Annotated in this window: 14 protein-coding genes and 1 tRNA gene; 3 read left to right on the forward strand and 12 right to left on the reverse strand. The window is 49.2% G+C overall.

Translation table 11 applies throughout. The features are described 5' to 3' along the window. Positions 1–203: 203 nt before the first annotated feature. Both ACGHZ6_RS21165 and ACGHZ6_RS21170 read left to right on the forward strand, forming a co-directional pair. Positions 204–2,027, forward strand: a complete 1,824-nt coding sequence (locus ACGHZ6_RS21165) for a DEAD/DEAH box helicase (RefSeq protein ID WP_390616041.1) — start codon at positions 204–206, stop codon at positions 2,025–2,027. A gap of 241 nt (positions 2,028–2,268) precedes the next feature. Beyond that, positions 2,269–2,616 carry a hypothetical protein gene (locus ACGHZ6_RS21170; protein ID WP_390616042.1) on the forward strand — a complete coding sequence of 116 codons (348 nt, stop codon included), beginning with the start codon at positions 2,269–2,271 and terminating at the stop codon, positions 2,614–2,616. Between the two features lie 6 nt (positions 2,617–2,622). Here the strand turns inward: ACGHZ6_RS21170 and ACGHZ6_RS21175 are convergent, their stop codons facing one another. The 3 genes from ACGHZ6_RS21175 to ACGHZ6_RS21185 all read right to left on the reverse strand — a co-directional run bounded on the left by ACGHZ6_RS21175 (position 2,623) and on the right by ACGHZ6_RS21185 (position 6,558). Further along, positions 2,623–3,042: a group II truncated hemoglobin gene (locus tag ACGHZ6_RS21175; RefSeq protein WP_390616043.1), complete on the reverse strand. Its 420-nt coding sequence runs from the start codon at positions 3,040–3,042 to the stop codon at positions 2,623–2,625. A gap of 128 nt (positions 3,043–3,170) precedes the next feature. Then, positions 3,171–3,908 (reverse strand): 23S rRNA (guanosine(2251)-2'-O)-methyltransferase RlmB, encoded by a 738-nt coding sequence (rlmB, locus tag ACGHZ6_RS21180; protein ID WP_390616044.1) that lies wholly within the window; start codon positions 3,906–3,908, stop codon positions 3,171–3,173. A gap of 103 nt (positions 3,909–4,011) precedes the next feature. Further along, a complete protein-coding gene (locus tag ACGHZ6_RS21185) occupies positions 4,012–6,558 on the reverse strand; it encodes a ribonuclease R family protein (protein ID WP_390616045.1) in 2,547 nt (848 codons plus the stop codon). 261 nt (positions 6,559–6,819) lie between these two features. On the opposite strand from ACGHZ6_RS21185, the gene ACGHZ6_RS21190 reads away from it, so the two are divergent. Beyond that, a tRNA-Leu gene (locus ACGHZ6_RS21190) sits at positions 6,820–6,906 on the forward strand. Between the two features lie 43 nt (positions 6,907–6,949). Here the strand turns inward: ACGHZ6_RS21190 and ACGHZ6_RS21195 are convergent. From ACGHZ6_RS21195 to ACGHZ6_RS21235, 9 genes are all read right to left on the reverse strand, one after another. Beyond that, positions 6,950–9,298: a CHASE domain-containing protein gene (locus tag ACGHZ6_RS21195; RefSeq protein ID WP_390616046.1), complete on the reverse strand. Its 2,349-nt coding sequence runs from the start codon at positions 9,296–9,298 to the stop codon at positions 6,950–6,952. 395 nt (positions 9,299–9,693) lie between these two features. Further along, positions 9,694–10,035 carry a Rieske (2Fe-2S) protein gene (locus ACGHZ6_RS21200; RefSeq protein ID WP_390616047.1) on the reverse strand — a complete coding sequence of 114 codons (342 nt, stop codon included), beginning with the start codon at positions 10,033–10,035 and terminating at the stop codon, positions 9,694–9,696. A gap of 36 nt (positions 10,036–10,071) precedes the next feature. Beyond that, positions 10,072–10,860, reverse strand: a complete 789-nt coding sequence (locus tag ACGHZ6_RS21205; RefSeq protein ID WP_390616048.1) for an enoyl-CoA hydratase/isomerase family protein — start codon at positions 10,858–10,860, stop codon at positions 10,072–10,074. Positions 10,861–11,212: 352 nt separating this feature from the next. Next, a complete protein-coding gene (locus ACGHZ6_RS21210; RefSeq protein ID WP_390616049.1) occupies positions 11,213–12,397 on the reverse strand; it encodes an acetyl-CoA C-acyltransferase in 1,185 nt (394 codons plus the stop codon). A 66-nt stretch (positions 12,398–12,463) separates the two neighbouring features. Further along, a complete protein-coding gene (locus ACGHZ6_RS21215; RefSeq protein WP_390616050.1) occupies positions 12,464–14,575 on the reverse strand; it encodes a 3-hydroxyacyl-CoA dehydrogenase NAD-binding domain-containing protein in 2,112 nt (703 codons plus the stop codon). A gap of 154 nt (positions 14,576–14,729) precedes the next feature. Beyond that, complete coding sequence (locus ACGHZ6_RS21220; protein WP_390616051.1) at positions 14,730–17,246, reverse strand: TonB-dependent receptor; 2,517 nt, start codon at positions 17,244–17,246, stop codon at positions 14,730–14,732. Between the two features lie 184 nt (positions 17,247–17,430). Further along, positions 17,431–17,754 (reverse strand): 2Fe-2S iron-sulfur cluster-binding protein, encoded by a 324-nt coding sequence (locus ACGHZ6_RS21225; protein WP_390616052.1) that lies wholly within the window; start codon positions 17,752–17,754, stop codon positions 17,431–17,433. A gap of 84 nt (positions 17,755–17,838) precedes the next feature. Continuing rightward, on the reverse strand, positions 17,839–18,597 hold the full coding sequence (locus tag ACGHZ6_RS21230) for a glucose 1-dehydrogenase (RefSeq protein ID WP_390616053.1): 759 nt from the start codon (positions 18,595–18,597) through the stop codon (positions 17,839–17,841). 54 nt (positions 18,598–18,651) lie between these two features. Continuing rightward, the gene (locus tag ACGHZ6_RS21235) at positions 18,652–20,262 is read right to left on the reverse strand and encodes a flavin-containing monooxygenase (protein ID WP_390616054.1); all 1,611 of its coding nucleotides are present in this window, start codon (positions 20,260–20,262) and stop codon (positions 18,652–18,654) included. Between the last annotated feature and the right edge of the window lie 146 nt (positions 20,263–20,408).

Below are 20,408 nucleotides of genomic sequence, written 5' to 3' on the forward strand. Positions count from 1 at the left end.
TCCCTTTTCCCCCACCCCACGGCATCCAGCTGTAATATTGCTGGCGCTCAACGATCAAAGTGCGTACAATGCGCGCCCTCTTTACCCCCGGGACCACGGCTAGACGCCTTATTTTCCTCGGACGCGATTAGGTGCGTACCGCTTGGACGATGGACTGCTAGGCTTAAAGCCACATCCCTTTTTGATGTACTCAAGGCACTCCTATGTCCAATGATTCCCTGCGCTTCGCCGATCTCGGCCTGGCGGACGCTGTTTTATCTGCAACTGAAGCAGTGGGTTATGAAACCCCCTCCCCGATTCAGGCAGCCAGTATTCCTCACTTGCTGGAAGGCAAAGATATCCTCGGTATGGCACAAACCGGTACGGGTAAAACCGCTGCCTTTGCCCTGCCGCTATTAAGTCGTATCGACTGTAAACTGAAAAAACCTCAGGTTTTGGTGCTAGCGCCTACCCGCGAGCTGGCCATCCAGGTCTCTGAAGCATTTCAGACCTATGCTGCCAAATTGAAAGGTTTCCACGTACTGCCTATTTACGGTGGTTCTGATTACCGTGGTCAGCTGCGTGGTTTGGACCGTGGCCCACAAGTAGTTGTAGGCACCCCAGGTCGCGTGATGGATCACCTCAAGCGCGGCACTTTAAAGCTCGATAACCTGCAAAGCGTTGTGCTGGATGAAGCCGATGAAATGCTGCGTATGGGCTTTATTGATGATGTGACCTGGATTCTGGATCAAACTCCAGACGAGGTTCAGGTAGCACTCTTCTCCGCCACCATGCCACGTGAAATCCGCAAGGTTGCCGACAGTTACCTGACCGATCCTGAAGTGGTGCAAATTAAAGCTGCCACCCAAACCGTTGAGCGTATCGAGCAGAAGTACTGGCTGGCCCGCGGCACCCACAAACTGGAAGCCCTGACCCGCATTCTGGAAGTGGAAAACTTCGATGCGATCATTATGTTTGTGCGCACCAAGACCGCCACTGCCGAGCTGGCTGAAAAGCTTGAAGCCCGCGGATACGCTGCGGCTGCCCTGAATGGTGATATGAGCCAGCAGTTACGTGAGCGCGCCATTGAGCGTCTGAAGAACGGCAAACTGGATATCATTATTGCTACCGACGTTGCCGCCCGTGGTATTGATGTAGCGCGCGTTAGCCACGTCATTAACTACGACATCCCATATGACACTGAAGCTTACGTTCACCGTATTGGTCGTACTGGTCGTGCGGGTCGTACCGGTACTGCGATTCTGTTTGTTGAGCCTCGTGAAAAACGCATGCTCTACAGCATCGAGCGTGCTACGCGTCAGACTATTCCTCGTATGGATCTGCCTTCTCGTGAAGAAGTGGCCGACAAGCGTGTTACCCAGTTCAAAGAGCAGATCAATGAAGTCATGGGTAATCAGGATCTGGCCTTTTACCGCGAATTGGTAATGAGCTTCAGCCAAGAGAGCGATGCCGATCCAATCGACATTACCGCTGCCTTGGCCTTTATGGCACAGAAAGAACGCCCGCTGGTACTGCCGCCTGAAGAGCAGCGTCCACGTAAAGAACGCAAGGACCGCAAAGATCGCGATGACTCTCGTAACGACTCACGCAACAACAGAGGCGAGCGCGGTGAGCGTCCACGCCGTAAAGATCGCGAAGATGATGGCATTGAACGCGAAAGCTTCCGTATCGAGGTTGGCTACAACCATGGTGTGAAACCAGGTGATATCGTGGGCGCCATTGCCAACGAAGCCGATATCGACAGCAGCTATATTGGCAGCATTCAGATTGGCGACGACTACAGTACTGTAGACTTGCCAAAAGATATGCCAGCAGAACTGATGCAGCATATGCAGAAAGTGCGCGTGCGCAATCAGCAGATTCGTATGGCGCTGGCGTCTGATGATGACAAGCAGGAAATTATCGAAAGCCGTCGCAATCGCCCTCGCAACGATAAACCTCGTGGTCGTCGCGGTGATGGTTACAAAGGTGGTTATAAAGGCAAGGGCTTCAAAGGTGGCCCGAAAGGCCGCTCTTCCCGCAGCTAATCCCTTCCTGCTTAAAACATGCCTCCTATCCTGGGAGGCATGACCCCTCCCTCTCCAACTATCACTTCAATATGTCCATATAATCAGGACAGTAGTGACTTGCTATTCACTGTAAAAATTCGTCTAAAAACGCCCCCAAATCCAGTCATATTTGCAGTTACAATGATTTGCGCGCCACCCGCTAGGGATAGCGATAAGCAATAAAAATCGTAATAACAATTAACTCAAGAAGGAACTTGCCATGTTTCGCTTACTGACTTTGGGCCTTGCTTTAACAACCTCTGCCAGCGCCTTTGCTGCCGCCGACAACGACCCCAAACGCCAATATTCAACAGCCTTGGCCGACGCCATTCACGCCGTTGAAAGTGGCGAACCGAACGCCGCCTCTATTGCCAATCAGCAACTACACACCGCGGCTCGCTGCGTATTTATGCTATCGCGCTCACCGCTGCAAACCATGGCGAGTATTAATTTGCGTCTGGCGAATAATGACAGTGATCTGGAACGGCTTCACAGCCTGTCCCAGCTGAGCCAAGGCGGGCCTGCAGAGAATAAAAACCCCTGCATCCCCTATAGTGAAGAAGGTTAACGCGCGCTACCGGGTACGGCTACGCTCGGCAGGTACAAACAACTGCTCTAGCAGATAGGTTTTAAAATCGTCGGCAAAGGGCTGATCTTCCAGCGCCTTCTCCATACAGAGCAACCAGGCATCGCGTTCATCCACACCGATATCGAGGTGATTGTGAGCACGGGGGATAGCGATGGAGCCGTACTTCTCGCGGTAGAGTTTGGGGCCGCCTAACCAGCCACACAGAAAGCGGGCCAGTTTGTCGCGGGATTCAGTCAGATCATCCGGGTGCATTTCGCGAATGGTTTTGGCTTCCGGTAAGACTTCCATGGCATCGTAAAAGGCATCTACCAGCTTGCGAATTCCTTCGACGCCACCGGCAGCTTGAAAGGATGCATCATCGGTACCGTAGGGTTTGGATTCACCGGGCTCTTTAATCGACATCATCAAAACGACTTCCGAAAAGTGGGGTCTGCCCCGCAGGGTCAGACCCCGGCAATATAATTAGCACGCACGAGGGGTCCGACCCTGCGGGTCGTACCCCGTCTTTCAAACTAAGAACTAAGAACTAAGAACTAAGAACGCTGACGCACAGCCTCAAACAAACACACACCCGTCGCCACCGACACATTCAAACTACTGACCTCACCTGCCATAGGAATATTGATCAAACTATCACAGTGCTCACGGGTCAAACGACGCATGCCCTTTCCTTCAGCGCCCATCACCAACGCCATAGGACCTTTTAAATCTGCCTGATACACAGACTGCTCCGCTTCGCCGGCGGTACCGATGGTCCACAGTCCCAGTTCCTGCAGTTTTTTCAGTGTACGGGATAAGTTGGTGACACTGATATAAGGCAACACTTCCGCTGCACCGCAGGCCACCTTACGCGCGGTAGCATTAAGGCTGGCGGAATTATCTTTCGGTGCAATCACCGCATGTACACCGGCTGCTTCAGCGGTACGTAAACAGGCACCCAGGTTATGCGGGTCGGTCACACCGTCCAGTACTAACAAAAAAGGTGTGGCATCGAGGTTTTCCAGCATAGTGTAGAGGAACTTCTCATCGTGAAGCTCGCCGGGACGTGCCATGGCAATCACGCCCTGGTGATTACCTTCCACGAGTTTATCCAACTCTTTGCGGTCGACCTGCTTGGTAGCGATCTGCTGCTTTTGTGCCGCCGCCAATACTTTTTGTAAACGCTGGTCCTGACGACCGCGTAATACAAGCAACTGTTGCACGCGCTGTGGTGCGCTTTTTAATAGGGCCTGCACCGCGTGCAGGCCAAAGATGGGTTCTAGTTGAGCCACTGAAATTTCTCTACTTTCTAATGTCCCGATTCACCATTACGGGATTATTATCTACGACGTCGAAGACGCTGGATACCTGCCTTCGCAGGTATGACGAATCAATTTACTTCTGGGATTTGGCTTTACGCACACGAACACCCTTACTGGGCTTTTTCGCTTTTTTCTTGGCCGCCGGTTTTTCTGCTGCTTTAGCGCTAGCCTTCTTTGCACCTTTACCCGCCGGTTTCTTTTTCGGCTTTTTGGTTTCTGCCTTTCCGCGGGTCGCTTTCTTTACCGTCTTTTTAATATTCTTGGCAGCCTTCTTACCCTTCTGCTTACCAGGGCGGTGCTCCAACAATTCAAAATCGACTTTGCGCTCATCCAGATCAACACGCACAACCCGCACACTCACCTCATCCCCCAAACGGAATACGGTACGGGTACGCTCACCCACCAAGCGATGATGGGCCGCCTCAAAGTGATAATAATCGTGCGGTAGGGAGGTTACGTGAATCAAACCTTCAACGTAGAGGTCTTTTAACTCGACAAACAAACCAAAACCGGTAGCCGAGCTCACCACACCATCAAACTCATCACCAATATGGTCCTGCAAAAACTCACATTTGAGCCAGCTGACCACATCGCGGGTAGCCTCATCGGCGCGACGCTCGGTCATGGAGCTCTGCTCACCGGCGATCAGCATGGCATCCAGGTCGTAAGGGTAAATATGTTTCTTGGCGATCGGCTTGGCCGCTTTTACGCGCTTAACATGTTTACTCTCTTGCTTGGAGCGAATCACATGGCGCAGAGCGCGATGCACCAATAAATCCGGGTAGCGACGGATGGGCGAGGTAAAGTGGGCATAAGCGGTATAACCCAAACCAAAGTGGCCTTTATTATCCGGCTGATACACCGCCTGGCTTAAACTGCGTAGCATCACGGTTTGAATCAGGTGCGCATCGGGGCGGCCCTCAATGGACTGCAACAGGGTTTGATAATGTTTCGGCTCGGGCGCGCCGCCACCGGGCATGCCCAAACCAATCTCACCCAAGAACTCACGCAGGTTTTCCAGCTTCTGTTCTTTAGGGCCCTCATGAACACGGTACAGCCCCGGCAGCTCATGCTTCTCCAGGAAGCGCGCCGCACAGACGTTGGCGGCCAACATGCATTCTTCAATCAGCTTGTGCGCATCGTTGCGCACCACTGGAATAATCTTTTCGATCTTGCGCTGCTCATCGAACAGAATGCGGGTTTCGGTGGTTTCAAAATCGATCGCACCGCGCTCGGTTCGCGCCGCCCTTAAAGACCTATACAGGTTATGCAGCTCATCCAGGTGTGGCATCACATGGGCCAGCTGCGCACGCATACTGTTGGCATCCGCTTTGGATTGAGACTGCAGCGCTTTCGGCAGCACCTTATTTAATAGCTTGCGCACTCCTTTGGCTTTTGACTTGGAGGTAACGTCTTCGCTCAGGGCCTGACCAACCTGGGTATAGGTCAGGCGGGCATGGGAGTGGATTACGCCTTCATAAAAGGTGTAGCCGCTAACGCGCCCGGCTTCCGAGATGGTCATCTCACAGACCATACACAGGCGATCAACTTCCGGGTTTAAAGAACACAACCCATTGGACAGCGCCTCCGGCAGCATAGGAACCACAAAATCCGGGAAGTACACGGAATTGCCGCGCACCTGCGCCTCTTGATCCAAAGCACTGCCTACGGTCACATAATGGGACACATCGGCAATGGCCACATAAAGGCGCCAGCCTCCAGACTTCTTGCGCTCACAGTAGACCGCATCATCAAAATCACGGGCATCTTCACCGTCGATAGTGACAAAGGGATAATCACGTAAATCGACCCGATGACGCTTATCGGCATCATCCACTTCGGCAGGCAAACCATTGGCCTCGGCCTGCACTTCACTGGGCCACAGGTGTGGAATACCGGCAGCACGGATGGCGACATCGATCTCCATACCCGGCGCCATATGATCGCCCAATACCTCCAGCACATGGCCTGCTGGTTGCTGTTTGCGACCTGGCTGCTGATCGATAGCCACCACTACAAACTGGCCCTCCTCGGCCTTACCAAGGCGATCAACGGGTACCAGTACGTCATGGCTTAAGCGCGGATTATCCGGGCGCACAAAATAGAGGCCATTGTCATTAAACAGGCGACCCACTATCTGATGGGTATTGTGGGTCAGCACCTCAACAATGCCGCCTTCACGGCGACCTTTGTAATCGCGGCCACTCTCGCGCACCAGCACCTCATCACCGTCAAATACCTTGCGCATCTGGCGGTAAGACAAATACAGATCATCACCCCCAGCCAAGGGCACAGCAAAGCCAAAACCGTCTTTGTGACCCTGCACCCGCGCACGGATCAGATCCAGACGGTTAATCGGTGCATAACCCTGGCGACGGTTACTGAGTAACTGGCCATCACGGCTCATGGCAATCAGACGGCGACGCAGCGCCTCAACAGAGTCCTCGTCAACCAGCCCCAACACCTCACACAGGGCCTCATGGGTCATAGGGCCCGGAGCGGCCTCCAGCACCTCGGTAATATATTCACGACTGGGGATGGGGTTGTCGTATTTGGCAGCCTCGCGATTGGCATGCGGGTCTTTGGCGTTAGCCTCAGATGTGGGTGTTTGCTTAGTCAACGGTATCCTTTACCCATACAGGGATTTTTTGTTTTTATGCCCAAATATTAGCCAACATTCGGGAAACTTAGAGCCAGCAAGGGCTTGCGGGGCGGACTATACCGGATTCCCCTTACAAATACCCCTATTGCAGCTCTCTCGACGTAGCCTAAACGGCATTTTTTTCATTTTTTTGAGTATAGGCGATTGACATCAATCCCTGCCCCCACTAATATGCGCGACCTCGACAGGGCACTGCTTTAAACAAGCCCGAGTCGCTTTGCCCAGGTGGTGAAATTGGTAGACACGCTAGCTTCAGGTGCTAGTGCTCGCAAGGGCGTGGAGGTTCAAGTCCTCTCCTGGGCACCAAACACTACAAAAAAGCCTCGCTTCTAGCGAGGCTTTTTTGTTTCTAATCTACAGTCACAGTCAAAGGCAACCACACGCTAAATTGACTGCCCTTACCCACCTCACTGCACACCTCAACTTCGCCACCGTGAATTTCGGCAAACTCTTTCACCAGAACCAGCCCCAATCCAGTTCCCTCCACCGTTTTGGTGACGCGACTGTCTATTTGACTGAAACGCTGGAACAGACGCTGCTGATCTTGGCTACTAATACCAATACCGGTATCGGTGACAGAAAACCTTAGCCCCGCTTGTTGGCTGCGCGTCTCAGGTGTGACCTCCAGTGTGATACTGCCCTGTTCGGTAAACTTCAGCGCGTTGGAAAACAGGTTGAGCAGAATTTGCACCAAACGGCGTCGATCTGCCTGCAGGTGCCCAACAGCCTTATCGACCAGCACCCGGTAGTCCAGCCCTTCCGCACTCAGCAGCGGGGCAATTTTTTTACTCACCTCGTCGACAACTTCCTGCACCTGAATAGACTCCAGATTCAGCACCATCTCACCGGCCTCAATCTTGGTGACATCCAGAATATCGTTAATCAATTCCAACAGGTGCTGGCCGTTGCGCTCAATCGTAGTAAGCGAATCCACTGTACGCTGATCAAAGTCCCTGTCACCCGCCTTACGTAACAAGCGGCTGGTAAAACCGATGATGGAGTTAAGCGGGGTGCGCAACTCGTGGGACATGCTGGCCAGGAAACGGCTCTTAGCCTCGCTGGCATCATTGGCCTTGTGCAACGCATGGCGCAACTGCTGGGTTTTTTCGATCACCTCCTGACGCACCAGCGATTCACGGCCGGTCAGAATCAGCAACAGCGCACCGGTAAGCCAGACAAACAACATGCCACCCATCAGCACCCACCAGATGGTATGGCCGTGCAATTCACGCAAATACTGCGGCGTGGGCGTCAGCCTGATATGCCACTGGCGTGAGCCAAAGTCGAAGATTTTCTCCCACCCGATGTCGGACTGTTGATGTTCCTGTTCATGGTAAAGCTCTATAGGTTGGTCTGGGTTGGTAACATCACTGATATGCAGAATGAGATCGCGCTCACGGCCCACCGACAGCGCACTGTTGACGAAATTATCGATAACAAACATGCCCACAATAAAACCCAACAATTCTCCGTCAGCATCACCCTTGGGTAGCTCGTCGCTGAACAACGGCAAGAACAGAATGATGGCAGGCTCGGCATTGGGACTGCTGGTCAGGGTGATCGGAGCGGTGGCAATCAGCCGGTGTTCGGCCCGAGCCTTTCGCATAGCGGCCAACCGCAGAGCCTCCGCACTAAGATCAAGCCCAATGACAGGATTACTGAAGCTGAGACGCGAAGCGTTGTAAAAAATGGGAAAGTACTCGGCCTGCTGCGGGGCGGGAACAGTTTCACCTATTTTAGGTACTCGAATATAGGGAGAGCTGAACTCCTGCTCGCTCAGGGCTGATTCAAACGCCTCCCGTTCCTCTAAAGGCACTCGCTTTACCCAGGCCGCCGCCTCCAGACCACTGTAATGCTCGACAAGTTCAGCATAAAAACGACTGAACTCGTTGCTGTCGACGAAATTACTGGCGGCATAGAGGCCTTTAATGGCACCCACTGCGGAAACCATATTCGATGCATGCCGCTCCAGCCCCTGTTCCTCTATTAGCGCTCGCCTAGAAAAGTTGTCATCAATGCGCGCTTGCTCAGTGCTGCGCGCCCAAAAGAACACCACTATCGCCAGAGCAAAAGCCAGTATCAGCGGCAAGCTCACCTGTAAGCGACGACCAATAGGATTGTTAGGTGTCTTGGTGACCATCACCAGGATCAGTGGTGTAAACACCAGCACGCCGATTACATCACCCACCCACCAGGTAAACCAGCCGATGGGCGCATTCGTGAGAGTCACCAACTCGAGGCTGTAAAGGGTTGCGGTGCCAACACTGGCAGCAATCAGGCAGGCCATGGGACCCGCCAGTAGCGACAGCAACAGGATTTCCCGTGGATCGATCAGGGGGGAAGGAATAGTGAAGGAGCGCCGTACCAGGGCACTGGCGACCCATGCCTGGAGACTGGAACCTACAGCAATAGGGATCGCCACCGGCAGTGCCGCCTGAATATCACTCCACTGCCACTGCTCCACCGATAGACTGAGATTGACTAAAGTCGACCCCAGAAACACACCAGGTAGCACCCGCGGGCCGTATAACAACGCTGCCGCCACCGCCAGACCTGATGGCGGCCATACAGCGGTGGCAAAGCCGGGGGGAATCGCCATCAGCAGCCCCAGCCGCCCGCTGACAAAATACAGCGCAGCAATAATCAGGGTGAGCATGAGGTTGTGTAGCAGGCGATTGCTGTGCGGCAGGGTTGGCAAAGGCTGACTCTCGTAAGACCTTGTTTTTGCTCATTATAGCAGCTAGGCAGTGAGAGGAATCACAAGCTCAGGGTTTACACAGCCGCTGCATCAAGGGCGTTATACATAGCAGTGCCAACAGCGATAGTTTAAGCCTGCATGAGATGCTCTCTGAACGCCAGTCTCCGCCTGATTAGCCTATTCAGTTTACTGGCTTTCGTTCACTCCGCCTCCACAGCATCATCCACGACAGCGCCTGAGATCAAACATAAACCATCAAACGAAAAAGCAATAAAGATTTGTTCATTTGAGCTGCCTCCCTATTACTATAAAAGCCAAGATCAGGTACGGGGCATTCTGGCTGATATGACTGATCAAATGGGCAACGCTAGGCTTACATAAACAGTGCCGAACAACTAACCAGTTACATACACCGCCCCGTTCTCAATCGCGACCTCGTACACCTTTAAAGACTTCTCCCTGGCGATAACATTAAACAACTGAACACCAGGTGGAAAATTTGCCCACTCTTTGACATCTCCCGTTTTTATACAAAACTTTGCTCGATGTAGCGGGCATTCAATTTTACCGTCTTTGACTTTCCCCTTTGCCAGAGAGCGGAACATATGCGTGCAGCGGGATTGAGTGGCATAAAACCCGTCTTCAAGGCGAAACAATAATGCCGACTCACTACCCACTTCGATTGGCCTTACTTCATCTACAACCATTTCATCGACGTGACAAATTAATGTTTTCATATATCTACTCTTTAACTCATTATTAATGAGTAACAATTAGCACCCTTGGAATACTGCGGGCCTCTTTTCAAAGAACGCACGGACGCCTTCCTGATGATCTTTACTACGCAGGTTAACTTCCTGAAATCCAGCCTCACGGTCTGCAATTGCCAACAACTCACCCGTTGCAGCCTCTTTCAACAACTGCTTGGAGTGCCGTAAACTCAAAGGAGCTAGTTTGCTGAGTTGGTTAGCGAATGACAAAGCCTCTTCACGCAGGTTTTCTGTGGCCACAACCCGATTTACCAACCCCAGCTCTATACATTTGTTGGCATCCAAACGCTGACAACAGGCAATAATTTCATAAGCCTTTTGTGGACCAACTGCATTACGAAGCAAGAAGTGAAAACCACCATCTGGAACCAGGCCAATTGCACTGAAGGCAGAATATATAAATGCATCTTCTGCCATTACAACCAAGTCACACGCAAGCACCAGGGCTCCGGCAAATCCTGCTGCAGTTCCATTCACTGCACATATGACCGGCTTGGGACCATTGACGATAGCTTTGATTATGCCGTTATATTCTTCACGAACAGCATTGGCTAAAAAATCCTGCTCCCCAGTATCCTCAATCTTCTCGGCCAAATCAGCTCCCGAACAAAACCCTTTTCCCTCGCCAGCAAGTACAATAACTCTAACGGTATCGTTGTCCATTGCCTGCTCAAGGGCTTCTCGTAATTCTTGTCTAAGTTGTCGGTTAAGTGAATTGCGAACATCCGGGCGATTTAAAGCGATAACTTCTACACCAGCTTCATGATCTACTTTGACAAAGTCATAACTCATATTTAATTCCTTACTTCAAAGAAAGTGCCATACGGATCTGCCGTAATAGATATCAGGAAGATTGTGAGGCAAATGGTAAATGTATCGAATAACACCCTATGGATGACCACCATAACTAATAGTCTTCCCCCCTATAAACTTGGGGCAATCAAGGTGAACGATTGAAAAATACACATTAAAAAAAGAGGGCTTGCCACCGCTATAGATGACAAGCCCATAGGAAAGTCCGCATGACTAATGCGGAAATACAGCGTAATCACATCATTACAAAATTAGTTAATGCCTGTGACCGCTGGAGAGAGAGCCTTAAGATCGCTCGACATGGGAAATTCTCGCTCTAAGAGACAGAACCTTATGCCACTTCAAATAAGCCGGCAGCCCCCATGCCCCCGCCAACACACATACTGACTACAACATACTTAACACCACGGCGCTTACCCTCAATAAGAGCATGCCCTACCAATCGTGAACCAGTCATACCATAGGGATGACCTACAGAAATAGAGCCACCATTGACGTTGAATATTTCTGGATCAATATTTAACTCTTTTTGGCAATACAGTGCCTGACACGCAAAAGCCTCATTTAACTCCCAAAGACCGATATCATTGACAGTAAGACCATGAGCTTTCAATAATTTGGGAATGGCATAAATCGGCCCGATACCCATTTCTTCAGGCGCATTGCCAGCTACCATCATGCCTCGATAAATTCCAAGAGGCTGTAAACCTCGCTGCTCAGCCAATTTTCGCTCCATAACAACGCACGCTGAAGCGCCGTCTGACAACTGACTCGCATTACCGGCAGTGATAATACCGCCTTCAACAACGGGTTTAAGGCTCTGTAAACTCTCAAGTGTCGTCGAAGGTCTATTACCTTCATCCTGGGTAAGTGTGACTTCTTCATAGGAAACGGCTTTAGTCTCTTTATCAAATACCGCCTTGGTCGTCGTCAAAGGAACAATTTCGTCATCAAATTTTCCTGACGCTTGTGCAGCTGCCGTTCGCTGCTGAGAAGCCAATGACAGCTGATCCTGCTCTTCTCGAGAGATGCCGTACTTTTTCGCTACGTTTTCAGCGGTAAGCAACATAGGCATGTAGGCATTCTTGGCGTTCTTAATAACATTTTCATCCATGGCGCTGGCGGCCCAGTCCATATATTTCTGCTGAATTTCAGAAATATTTTCTTGCCCTCCAGCAACAACCACATCCATGTGATCAACCATCACTTGCTTAGCAGCCGTAGCGATCGCCATCAGACCAGAGGCACACTGACGATCAATCGTCTGGCCTGAAGCGGAATAAGGAAGGCCAGCAGCCATTGGCGCTAAACGGCCAATATTCATACTGGCACTGCCAGCGTTTAATACCGAACCGACAATAACATCATCGACCTCTGCACCCTCTATACCTGAACGCTGAACGGCATGTGCAATTGCATGCCCCATCAGCGTTGGTGATTTGGTATTATTAAATGCACCACGAAATGCTCGACCAATCGGTGTACGAGCCGTAGAAACAATTACCGCATCTCTCATTGCACAATTCCTATATAACTTTAAATACGGCTGACTAATCAATAGAGTTATCAGCCAAATACGATTTTACTGATAATCTTTAAACGATTTATTTTGTTCGACCAAACGTTCCAATAAAGGTGCTGGTTTGAACCACTCTTCACCATAATCACCCAGAGACTGTCGGTAGCCATTCAGTGCTGCAAGTATTTTATCCAAGCCAATTTCATCGGCGAACTGCATTGGTCCCCCCTTGAAAATCGGGAAGCCGTAACCATTACAGTAGACAATATCAATATCACCCGAGCGATAAGCAATACCTTCATCGAGAATCTGCGCGCCTTCATTAATCAGTACATACATAGTCCTTTCGACAATCTCCTGATCAGTAATAGCTCGCTGCTTAATGCCAAGCTCATTTGCCAGATCCGCGGCTAATGTCATGACTTCCGGGTCCTCGCGCTTGTCACGCCCCTCATAAATGTAAAAGCCACGGCCGCTTTTTTGACCATAACGCCCCAACTCATAGAGTTTATCGAGAATTGCAGCGTAATGGGGATCGCGAGGGTAACAAGCCTCAGCGTTTTCCTGGCGAATTAAATAACTCACATCGATACCCGCCAAATCAGCCATACTAGGGAAACCCATCGCCAAACCAAAATCAGTCAGCGCCTGATCAATTTGTGCTGGTGACGCCCCTTCCAGGATCAGCCGGGCAGTCTCTCTCCCATAAGGCTCTATCATACGATTGCCAATAAATCCCCAACACACGCCTGACACGACCGGTACTTTCTTAATTTTTTGAGCCAATTTAATGGTCGTCATCAGAACATCATCGGCCGTTTTTTCGGCACGAACAATTTCTAACAAACGCATCACATTGGCAGGACTAAAGAAATGGGTGCCTACAACCGCTTCTGGCCGTGATGTGACAGCGGCAATTTCGTTTACATCCAATGTCGAGGTATTGGTTGCCAGAATGGCACCAGGCTTACAAACTTCATCCAGAGTTTTAAATACTTGCTGTTTAATATCCATCCGCTCAAAAACAGCTTCGATCACAAGATCTACATCGCTAATATCGGAATATTCAGTGGTTGATTTTAGTAAGGACAAACAACTGTCAACCTGAGCTTGAGTAAATCGCCCCTTCTTGGCACTGATTTCATAGTTACGCCGTATCGTGGCAATACCTCGCTCCAACGCTTCTGCATTAAGATCCAATACGACAGTCTCAATACCAGCATTGATAAAGTTCATGGCAATGCCACCACCCATGGTTCCAGACCCAATCACAGCAACCCGATTGATAGGGCGTATTAGAGTTTTGGATTGAATACCAGGTATCTTGGTTGCCGCTCGTTCAGAAAAGAACAGATGCTGCTGCGCTCTTGCTTGTGGCGTCTCCATACAATCTCTGAAAAGATTAGCTTCAAAAGCTATACCTTCAGCCAGAGGTAATGCACACGCCGCTTCCACAGCCTGAATACATTGCTCAGGTGCATAGAAGCCTTGAGTGCGCGCTGAAGTTTTACGACGGAATTCAAAAAAGTAATCTTCCGGTAGATCACTTATATCTACCGCCATATCTGCACAATTTCTCAGTGGGGCATCATCTGCGACAAGCTCTTCAGCATAATTTACTGCCGCTTCAAGTAACGCTTCATCTTCCAAAGCCAGACGATCAATGGCCTTAGCTTCTAATAGCTTTTGCGCGGCTACAGGTTTACCTGACGAAATCATCTCAAGTGCTAACGGGGCTCCAGCTAATCGAGGCATTCGCTGCGTTCCTCCAGCCCCGGGCAATATACCCAACTGTACTTCTGGCAAACCAATCTTCGCTTTTTTATCGGCGATTCTATAATCGCAGGCCAAGGTCAACTCACATCCACCACCTAGCGCCATACCATTGATTGCCGCAATGACAAGCTTATTTGTACCCTCAACAAAATCACACAACTCAGATAAATTAGGGGAAGCGAAGGCCAAATCCCCGTCAAACTCACTAATATCAGCACCGCCACAGAATATACTTCCAGAGGACGCTAGCACAATAGCGTCCACATTCTCATCCGCTAACGCCTTCTGAAAGTTACTCATAATAGCCTGGCGCATACTCAAACCCAGGCTATTCACTGGGGGGCTTGAAAGTTGTAATACTGCGATATTATTTCGTAGTTCGTAAGTTACCTGAGTCATTCTAAAACCTAATCTATCTATAATGTCTAATTCTACAGCCGCTGCCAGTTACGACTCACAACACTCTCGATAAAATACGGGCCGCATTAGAGCAGCCCGTATTTAGTCTCATTACTTAATGCTATCGAGATTAAAATACGAAGATATCTATTAATTAAATCTCGTACTTTACTGACAAGGTAAACGTGCGTGGACGAATAGTTTGTGCAAAATGGGATCCTGACGCTAAAGGAATATCCTGACTTAGCGTGAAAGACTCTTCATCAGTCAGATTGTTACCATTTAACATGAACGTCCAACCATCCATAGAAGCCAACCGCACTGACGCATTCAACTGGGTAGATGCATCATCCAAAGAGTTTTCGTCCAGATCATCCTGACGATAGGATTCATCTCGATAGCTCACATCCATCCCTAAACCAAGCGTCCAAGCATCTGTAATGGATGTTTCATAAGCCAGCGACACACTACCAGTAAATTCGGGTGTCTGCGCTGCTACTCGACCAGACAAATCATTTACGCCAGCTTGTGCGCAATCACCATTACTGAGGAAAGCTGCCGCAGGGTTAGTACCGCCAGCCCATGCCTCTTCCCTATAAGCAAGATATTGCGCATTGGTGCATCCCTGGTTATCAAAGTTTTCAAATTCGAAATCAATCCATCCAACAGATGCCGTAAGCAGAAGTTCATCAGTCAACTGCCAGCGGCTGTCAATTTCAATGCCCTGTGTTACGGCTTCTGCAGCGTTATCTACGTTGTAGGTTGTTTGGCCGCTAAATACCGAAACCTGCATATCTGAATACTCAGAACGGTACATAGCAATATTCATTTCACCGGCGCCATCAAGCAGCGAGAGCTTTGCTCCAATCTCAAAGGTAAGAACCTCTTCCTCATCAAAACCAATTTCAGAAGGATCCGGAGCCAGACTCAAATAAAACGAGTTAAATCCCCCCGCTTTAAATCCAGTTGAGGCACTCGCATAAGCCATCCCCATACTGGAAAAATCCCACTGCAGATTTGCCGACCAGGTCCAGCTGGTTTCTTTACGCTTTAAGTCATCAAAGCTGTGCGGAACATATTCACCAAACAGGCCAGCCAAAGCCCCCGCCAGGGGATCCGAGGATGGAGCTTTATTCGTCAAACCGTAATCAGATACCACGGAACTGTGGGAAGCGGTTTTTTCTTCACTGGTATATCGTAAACCGAAGGTAGAGCGTAGCGTTTCACTCATGTGCCAGGTTAACTGACCAAAAGTAGCCCAGGATTCCGTATTCTGGTCCAGTTTTACATAGCGATTAAAACCATCAACACCAAGCGCGGTAATAGGACCCGCAAGTGTAGCCTGAGAACATGCAGACGCCGTAGCCGCCGAAGTACCAAGACCAGCATTTGTAGCTGCCGCAAGCGCTGCTGCCACTGCAGGGTCATCTGTATTCGGGTCATACGCTACGGTAGTTCCACCACCCGCCGCACAACTTAAGCCAGCAAGATCATTCAACGCTGAAACACCTAAAGGTGTATTACCTTCAGCCACCAAATCTGCATCCAGATAAAATGCACCAATGATGTATTCAACTGCGCCTTCCTGATTTGAAGCGTATCGAATCTCAAATGTTTTCTGCTCGAAGTCTTCCTCATCATTAAAGTTGAGCGTATCCAAAGTACTGATATCGGCATCAACCATGCGGTCAGATGTATATTTTGAATAGGATGCAATTGCCGTTAACTCACCGTCATCGGCAAAACTGTGATTTAAAGTCAGTGAGGTTTCCGTGGTATCTCCATCAAACAACTGACTACTGCCCAATTCTTGATTAGGATCCGGGTCTAACGGGTTTGTACCAATCGCAGATTTGCCATTGTAGCTGTCTTCAAGACCTAACGCCGCTAATGAACCCGCATTTTGCAGCTCCCAAGATGTACCCTGATTATCCCAAGTACCATGCTCAAGCTTATAAGACACCGATGTTGTATCACTCGCATCCCACACCAAATAAATCCTCGCCGCCTGCTCATCGGTCTCTGGTTCATCGTTACCATAGCGGATATTTTCAACCCATCCTTCATTCATAGTACGATCGAGCACAGCTATACGAGCAGTAACAGAGTCTGAGAGAGCACCGGAGAGGTACCCAGTAAACTCGGTTTCATCAAGATCGACGTTATAAGATACTTTTCCCGCTCCTGTGAGTTCATCGGTCGGTTTTGCAGAAGTAATACTGAGAGCACCTGCAACCACGTTTTTACCAAACAGAACGCCCTGGGGACCACGCAGAACCTCTAAGCGCTCTACATCCAGAAAGGAGAATCGCGATTGAACACCACGACCACGATATACACCATCAACAAACGTAGCGACGGACTGCTCAAAACCGGCCTGGTTACCCGACTGGATACCGCGAATATTGACACTATCACCGATTTCAGAACCCACAATAGTGACATTTGGTACCTGTTTAATGGCATCACCAAGGTTACGCATGCCTGCATCGGAAATCTTGTCACCAGTCATTGCCGCAACTGAAATTGGCACATCCTGAAGACTTTCAGCTCGTTTCTGTGCGGTTACAATGACCTCTTCAAGCTGCACTGACATAGCTGGAGCAGAAACCCCAGCCATGGCTACCATTAATGCCTGTGAAATACTGACAACAATCTTTTTCTGTTTCATCACTCACCTCTATTCTCAGCTATCATTTATTTTTGTAATTTTCTTTCTTACGATAAACATGCCTTCACCGACCAAGAAATCAGTCAACAAATACATCCTGCACATCTCTTAGCATGATATGTTCATCATTTCGCGTCCCCACCTTATTTAGGGGTATTGATACACTATGATTAGTAGGTAATAGTTAGAAAGCAGGTTCAGGGAGATCGATAATCATGCCTGAGTTTTCTTCTGTTAATAAAACCTGGCATGCTAAGCGGCTATTCTGTTTTACCTCAGCTAACCCACCCTGCAGCGTCATTTCTTCAAAATCCCCTTTCGGTGACAGCTTGTCCATCCACTCCTCTCTTGGATAACAATGGCATGTCGCACATGCACCCGCACCACCACACTGCGCCTCAATTTCAGGAATCATGTTTTCAACAGCACACTCCATGACAGAGCGACCCACCTCGCCTTCGACATCTACAGAACTGCCATCTGCGGATACAAACGTAACTTTAACCATCTCATCACCTTTACATCATGGATGAACCATCATTAGATGATGATCCATCACTTCACAATTTATGATCGGATACACAATCGGCTTTTACTGTGCGGTATAAGCACCATCAACTGGCAACGCAGCTCCCGTCACAAAACTCGATGAGTCCGAACATAACCACATCACAGCCTGCGCAATTTCCTCAGGCGAGGCTAAACGCTTGGCAGGTACAGAGGCCAACACCTCCTCCAATACACCTGGCTGCTGTTGCAAAATTTCACTGACCATCGGTGTTTCTACACCTCCTGGGCAGATGGCATTTATGCGAATTCCCTTTTTCGCATAATCAAGCGCAGCACTTTTTGTGAGCCCCACCACGCCGAATTTACTGGCTGAATAAGCCGCAATCTGGGGCGCGCCCACCAATCCCATAACAGAGGAGTTATTAACAATAGAGCCGCCACCATTCTTAATCATCGCTTGGGCCTGATACTTCATACACAAAAAGACACCGCGGAGATTGACCGCTATAGTGCGATCAAACTCAGCAATATCTATTTCATCCATAGGCGACATAGCACCTTCAATACCAGCGTTATTAAACGCACTATCCAATCGACCAAAACGATCAAGTGCAGCCAACATTAACTGCTCAACCTGTAGCGCATCAGTAACATCGGTTTGAACGAAAATGGCCTCAGCACCAGCCTCTTCAACCTGCTTAAGTGTTTGCTCTCCACTTGCCACACTCACATCAGCCAGCACAAGTTTTGCTCCCTCACGAGCCATAGCCAATGCCGTGCCCTGACCAATACCAGAAGCCGCCCCTGTCACTACAATGACCTTTTCATTTAACAAAGACATAACCTACCCTCCAAATTTTTAAATCATTTCGATACAACAGACTTACAGCCTCTATCAGGTCATTTCGAAACCTGAATAATCTGTTTCAACTTCGTCTTCAAGACGCAGCTGGTAATTTGGAGAACCACCAAAGTAAGCCAGGAATTGATTAGGTCGATGATCAGTATTCTGACCATTAAACCAAGAGTCGACAGTAGACATCAGCAAAGTGCTAGCAACCTCAGCAACGGTATTAACCCACTCAGCCTCACTTTCTTTACGGGCGTTAATTTGGGTGCAACCTTTCTCTTCTGCCGCAAGAATGCACTTAATGACCCAATCAGTATTGGTTTCGATGCAACGCGGGAAATTACAGAGTGTGCCACCGTTAAGCGGGCCTAGAGGCATAAAGGTATTAGGAAAACCGTGAGGGCTCATACCTAAATAGCTCTTTACACCGTCTTCCCAATATTCTTTCAGTGATACACCACCTTTACCTACTATATTGATACTTTCGAACGGCCCAACAAAGGCATTGAAACCAGTACCATAAACAATGACATCAAACTCGTGCTCTTTTTCGGTAGTTTCAATACCCTTGGGGGTAAAGCGTGTAATAGGGGTTTCCAGCAGATCCACCAACTCTACGTTTGGGCGGTTGTATGATTCGTAATAACCACTTTCCTGCGGTACACGCTTCAGACCAAAACCGTGATTCTTGGGAATTAGTTTTTCTGCGATTACTGGATCATCAACACGGGAACGAACCTTATCGGCAATAAATTCGCTGACCACCTTGTTGGTTTCAGGATCCATGATGACATCAGCATAACTTCCCAACCACAAAGAAAAGCCTGGCGCGTAGTATTTCTCTTCTAAATGCGCTTTTTGCTCTTCTGGAGACAGCTCAAGGAATGAGCCCTCCATAATAAAGTTATGCTCAAACCCGGCAAAAGAGTTATGTAACTTGGTGAAATTCTCTTGGGCAGCCTCCCCCTTATACCTGGCCTTTTCTTCGTCAGTTAACTGCCCATTACCCAGCGGGGTCGCCCAGTCAGGATTACGCTGAAACACGCTAAGCTGACAATCCTTCTTAGCCACTTCAGTAATAATCTGGATCGCTGTCGCACCAGTACCAATAACCGCCACACGTTTACCGGTGAGATCATCAAATCGCTCATCCCAGTTAATACTGTGGCCTTGCAAGCCCTCAAAATCATCTCGACCAGGGTAATCAGGATACAACGGCTCAGATAACGGACCTGTTGCGAAGATAACGTATCTGGCTTTGTACTCGTTTTCTCCATTTTCATCTGAAAGCGTCCAACAGGATTCTTCTTCATCCCAGATGGAATTTTTAATATGAACATCGAAATCGATATGATCACGCCAATCAAATTTCTCGGCAGCATGATTAATGTATTCAAGAAGCTCAGGCTGAATAGAAAAACGACGCTCCCAGCTATACTCATCTACGAGTTCATTGGAGAATGAGAACTGATAGGTCAACGTCTCGGAATCTAACGTACAACCAGGGTAACGGTTCTTATACCAGGTGCCACCAAGATCTGCGTTGCGCTCCACACAGCGATAACTCAAATTGGTATCTTTCAATTTCTGAATAGCATACAAACCATTCAAGCCTGCACCAATAACAAGCACGTCATATTTTTTCTGAGTGGTCATTCTCTAACTCTCCTCTATCTATTTCACTCGCCTTTAAGACCAGGTCCATCCAAAACAACCAAGTCCGCCAAGTTTTATTGCTGATAGAAGAAGATTACAAAGCTACCACCTACAGGAACCCACTCGTTTGAGTAGAAATGAACCCG

Origin of the sequence: Maricurvus nonylphenolicus, from assembly GCF_042854845.1 — a bacterium.
Taxonomy (GTDB): domain Bacteria; phylum Pseudomonadota; class Gammaproteobacteria; order Pseudomonadales; family Cellvibrionaceae; genus Maricurvus; species Maricurvus nonylphenolicus.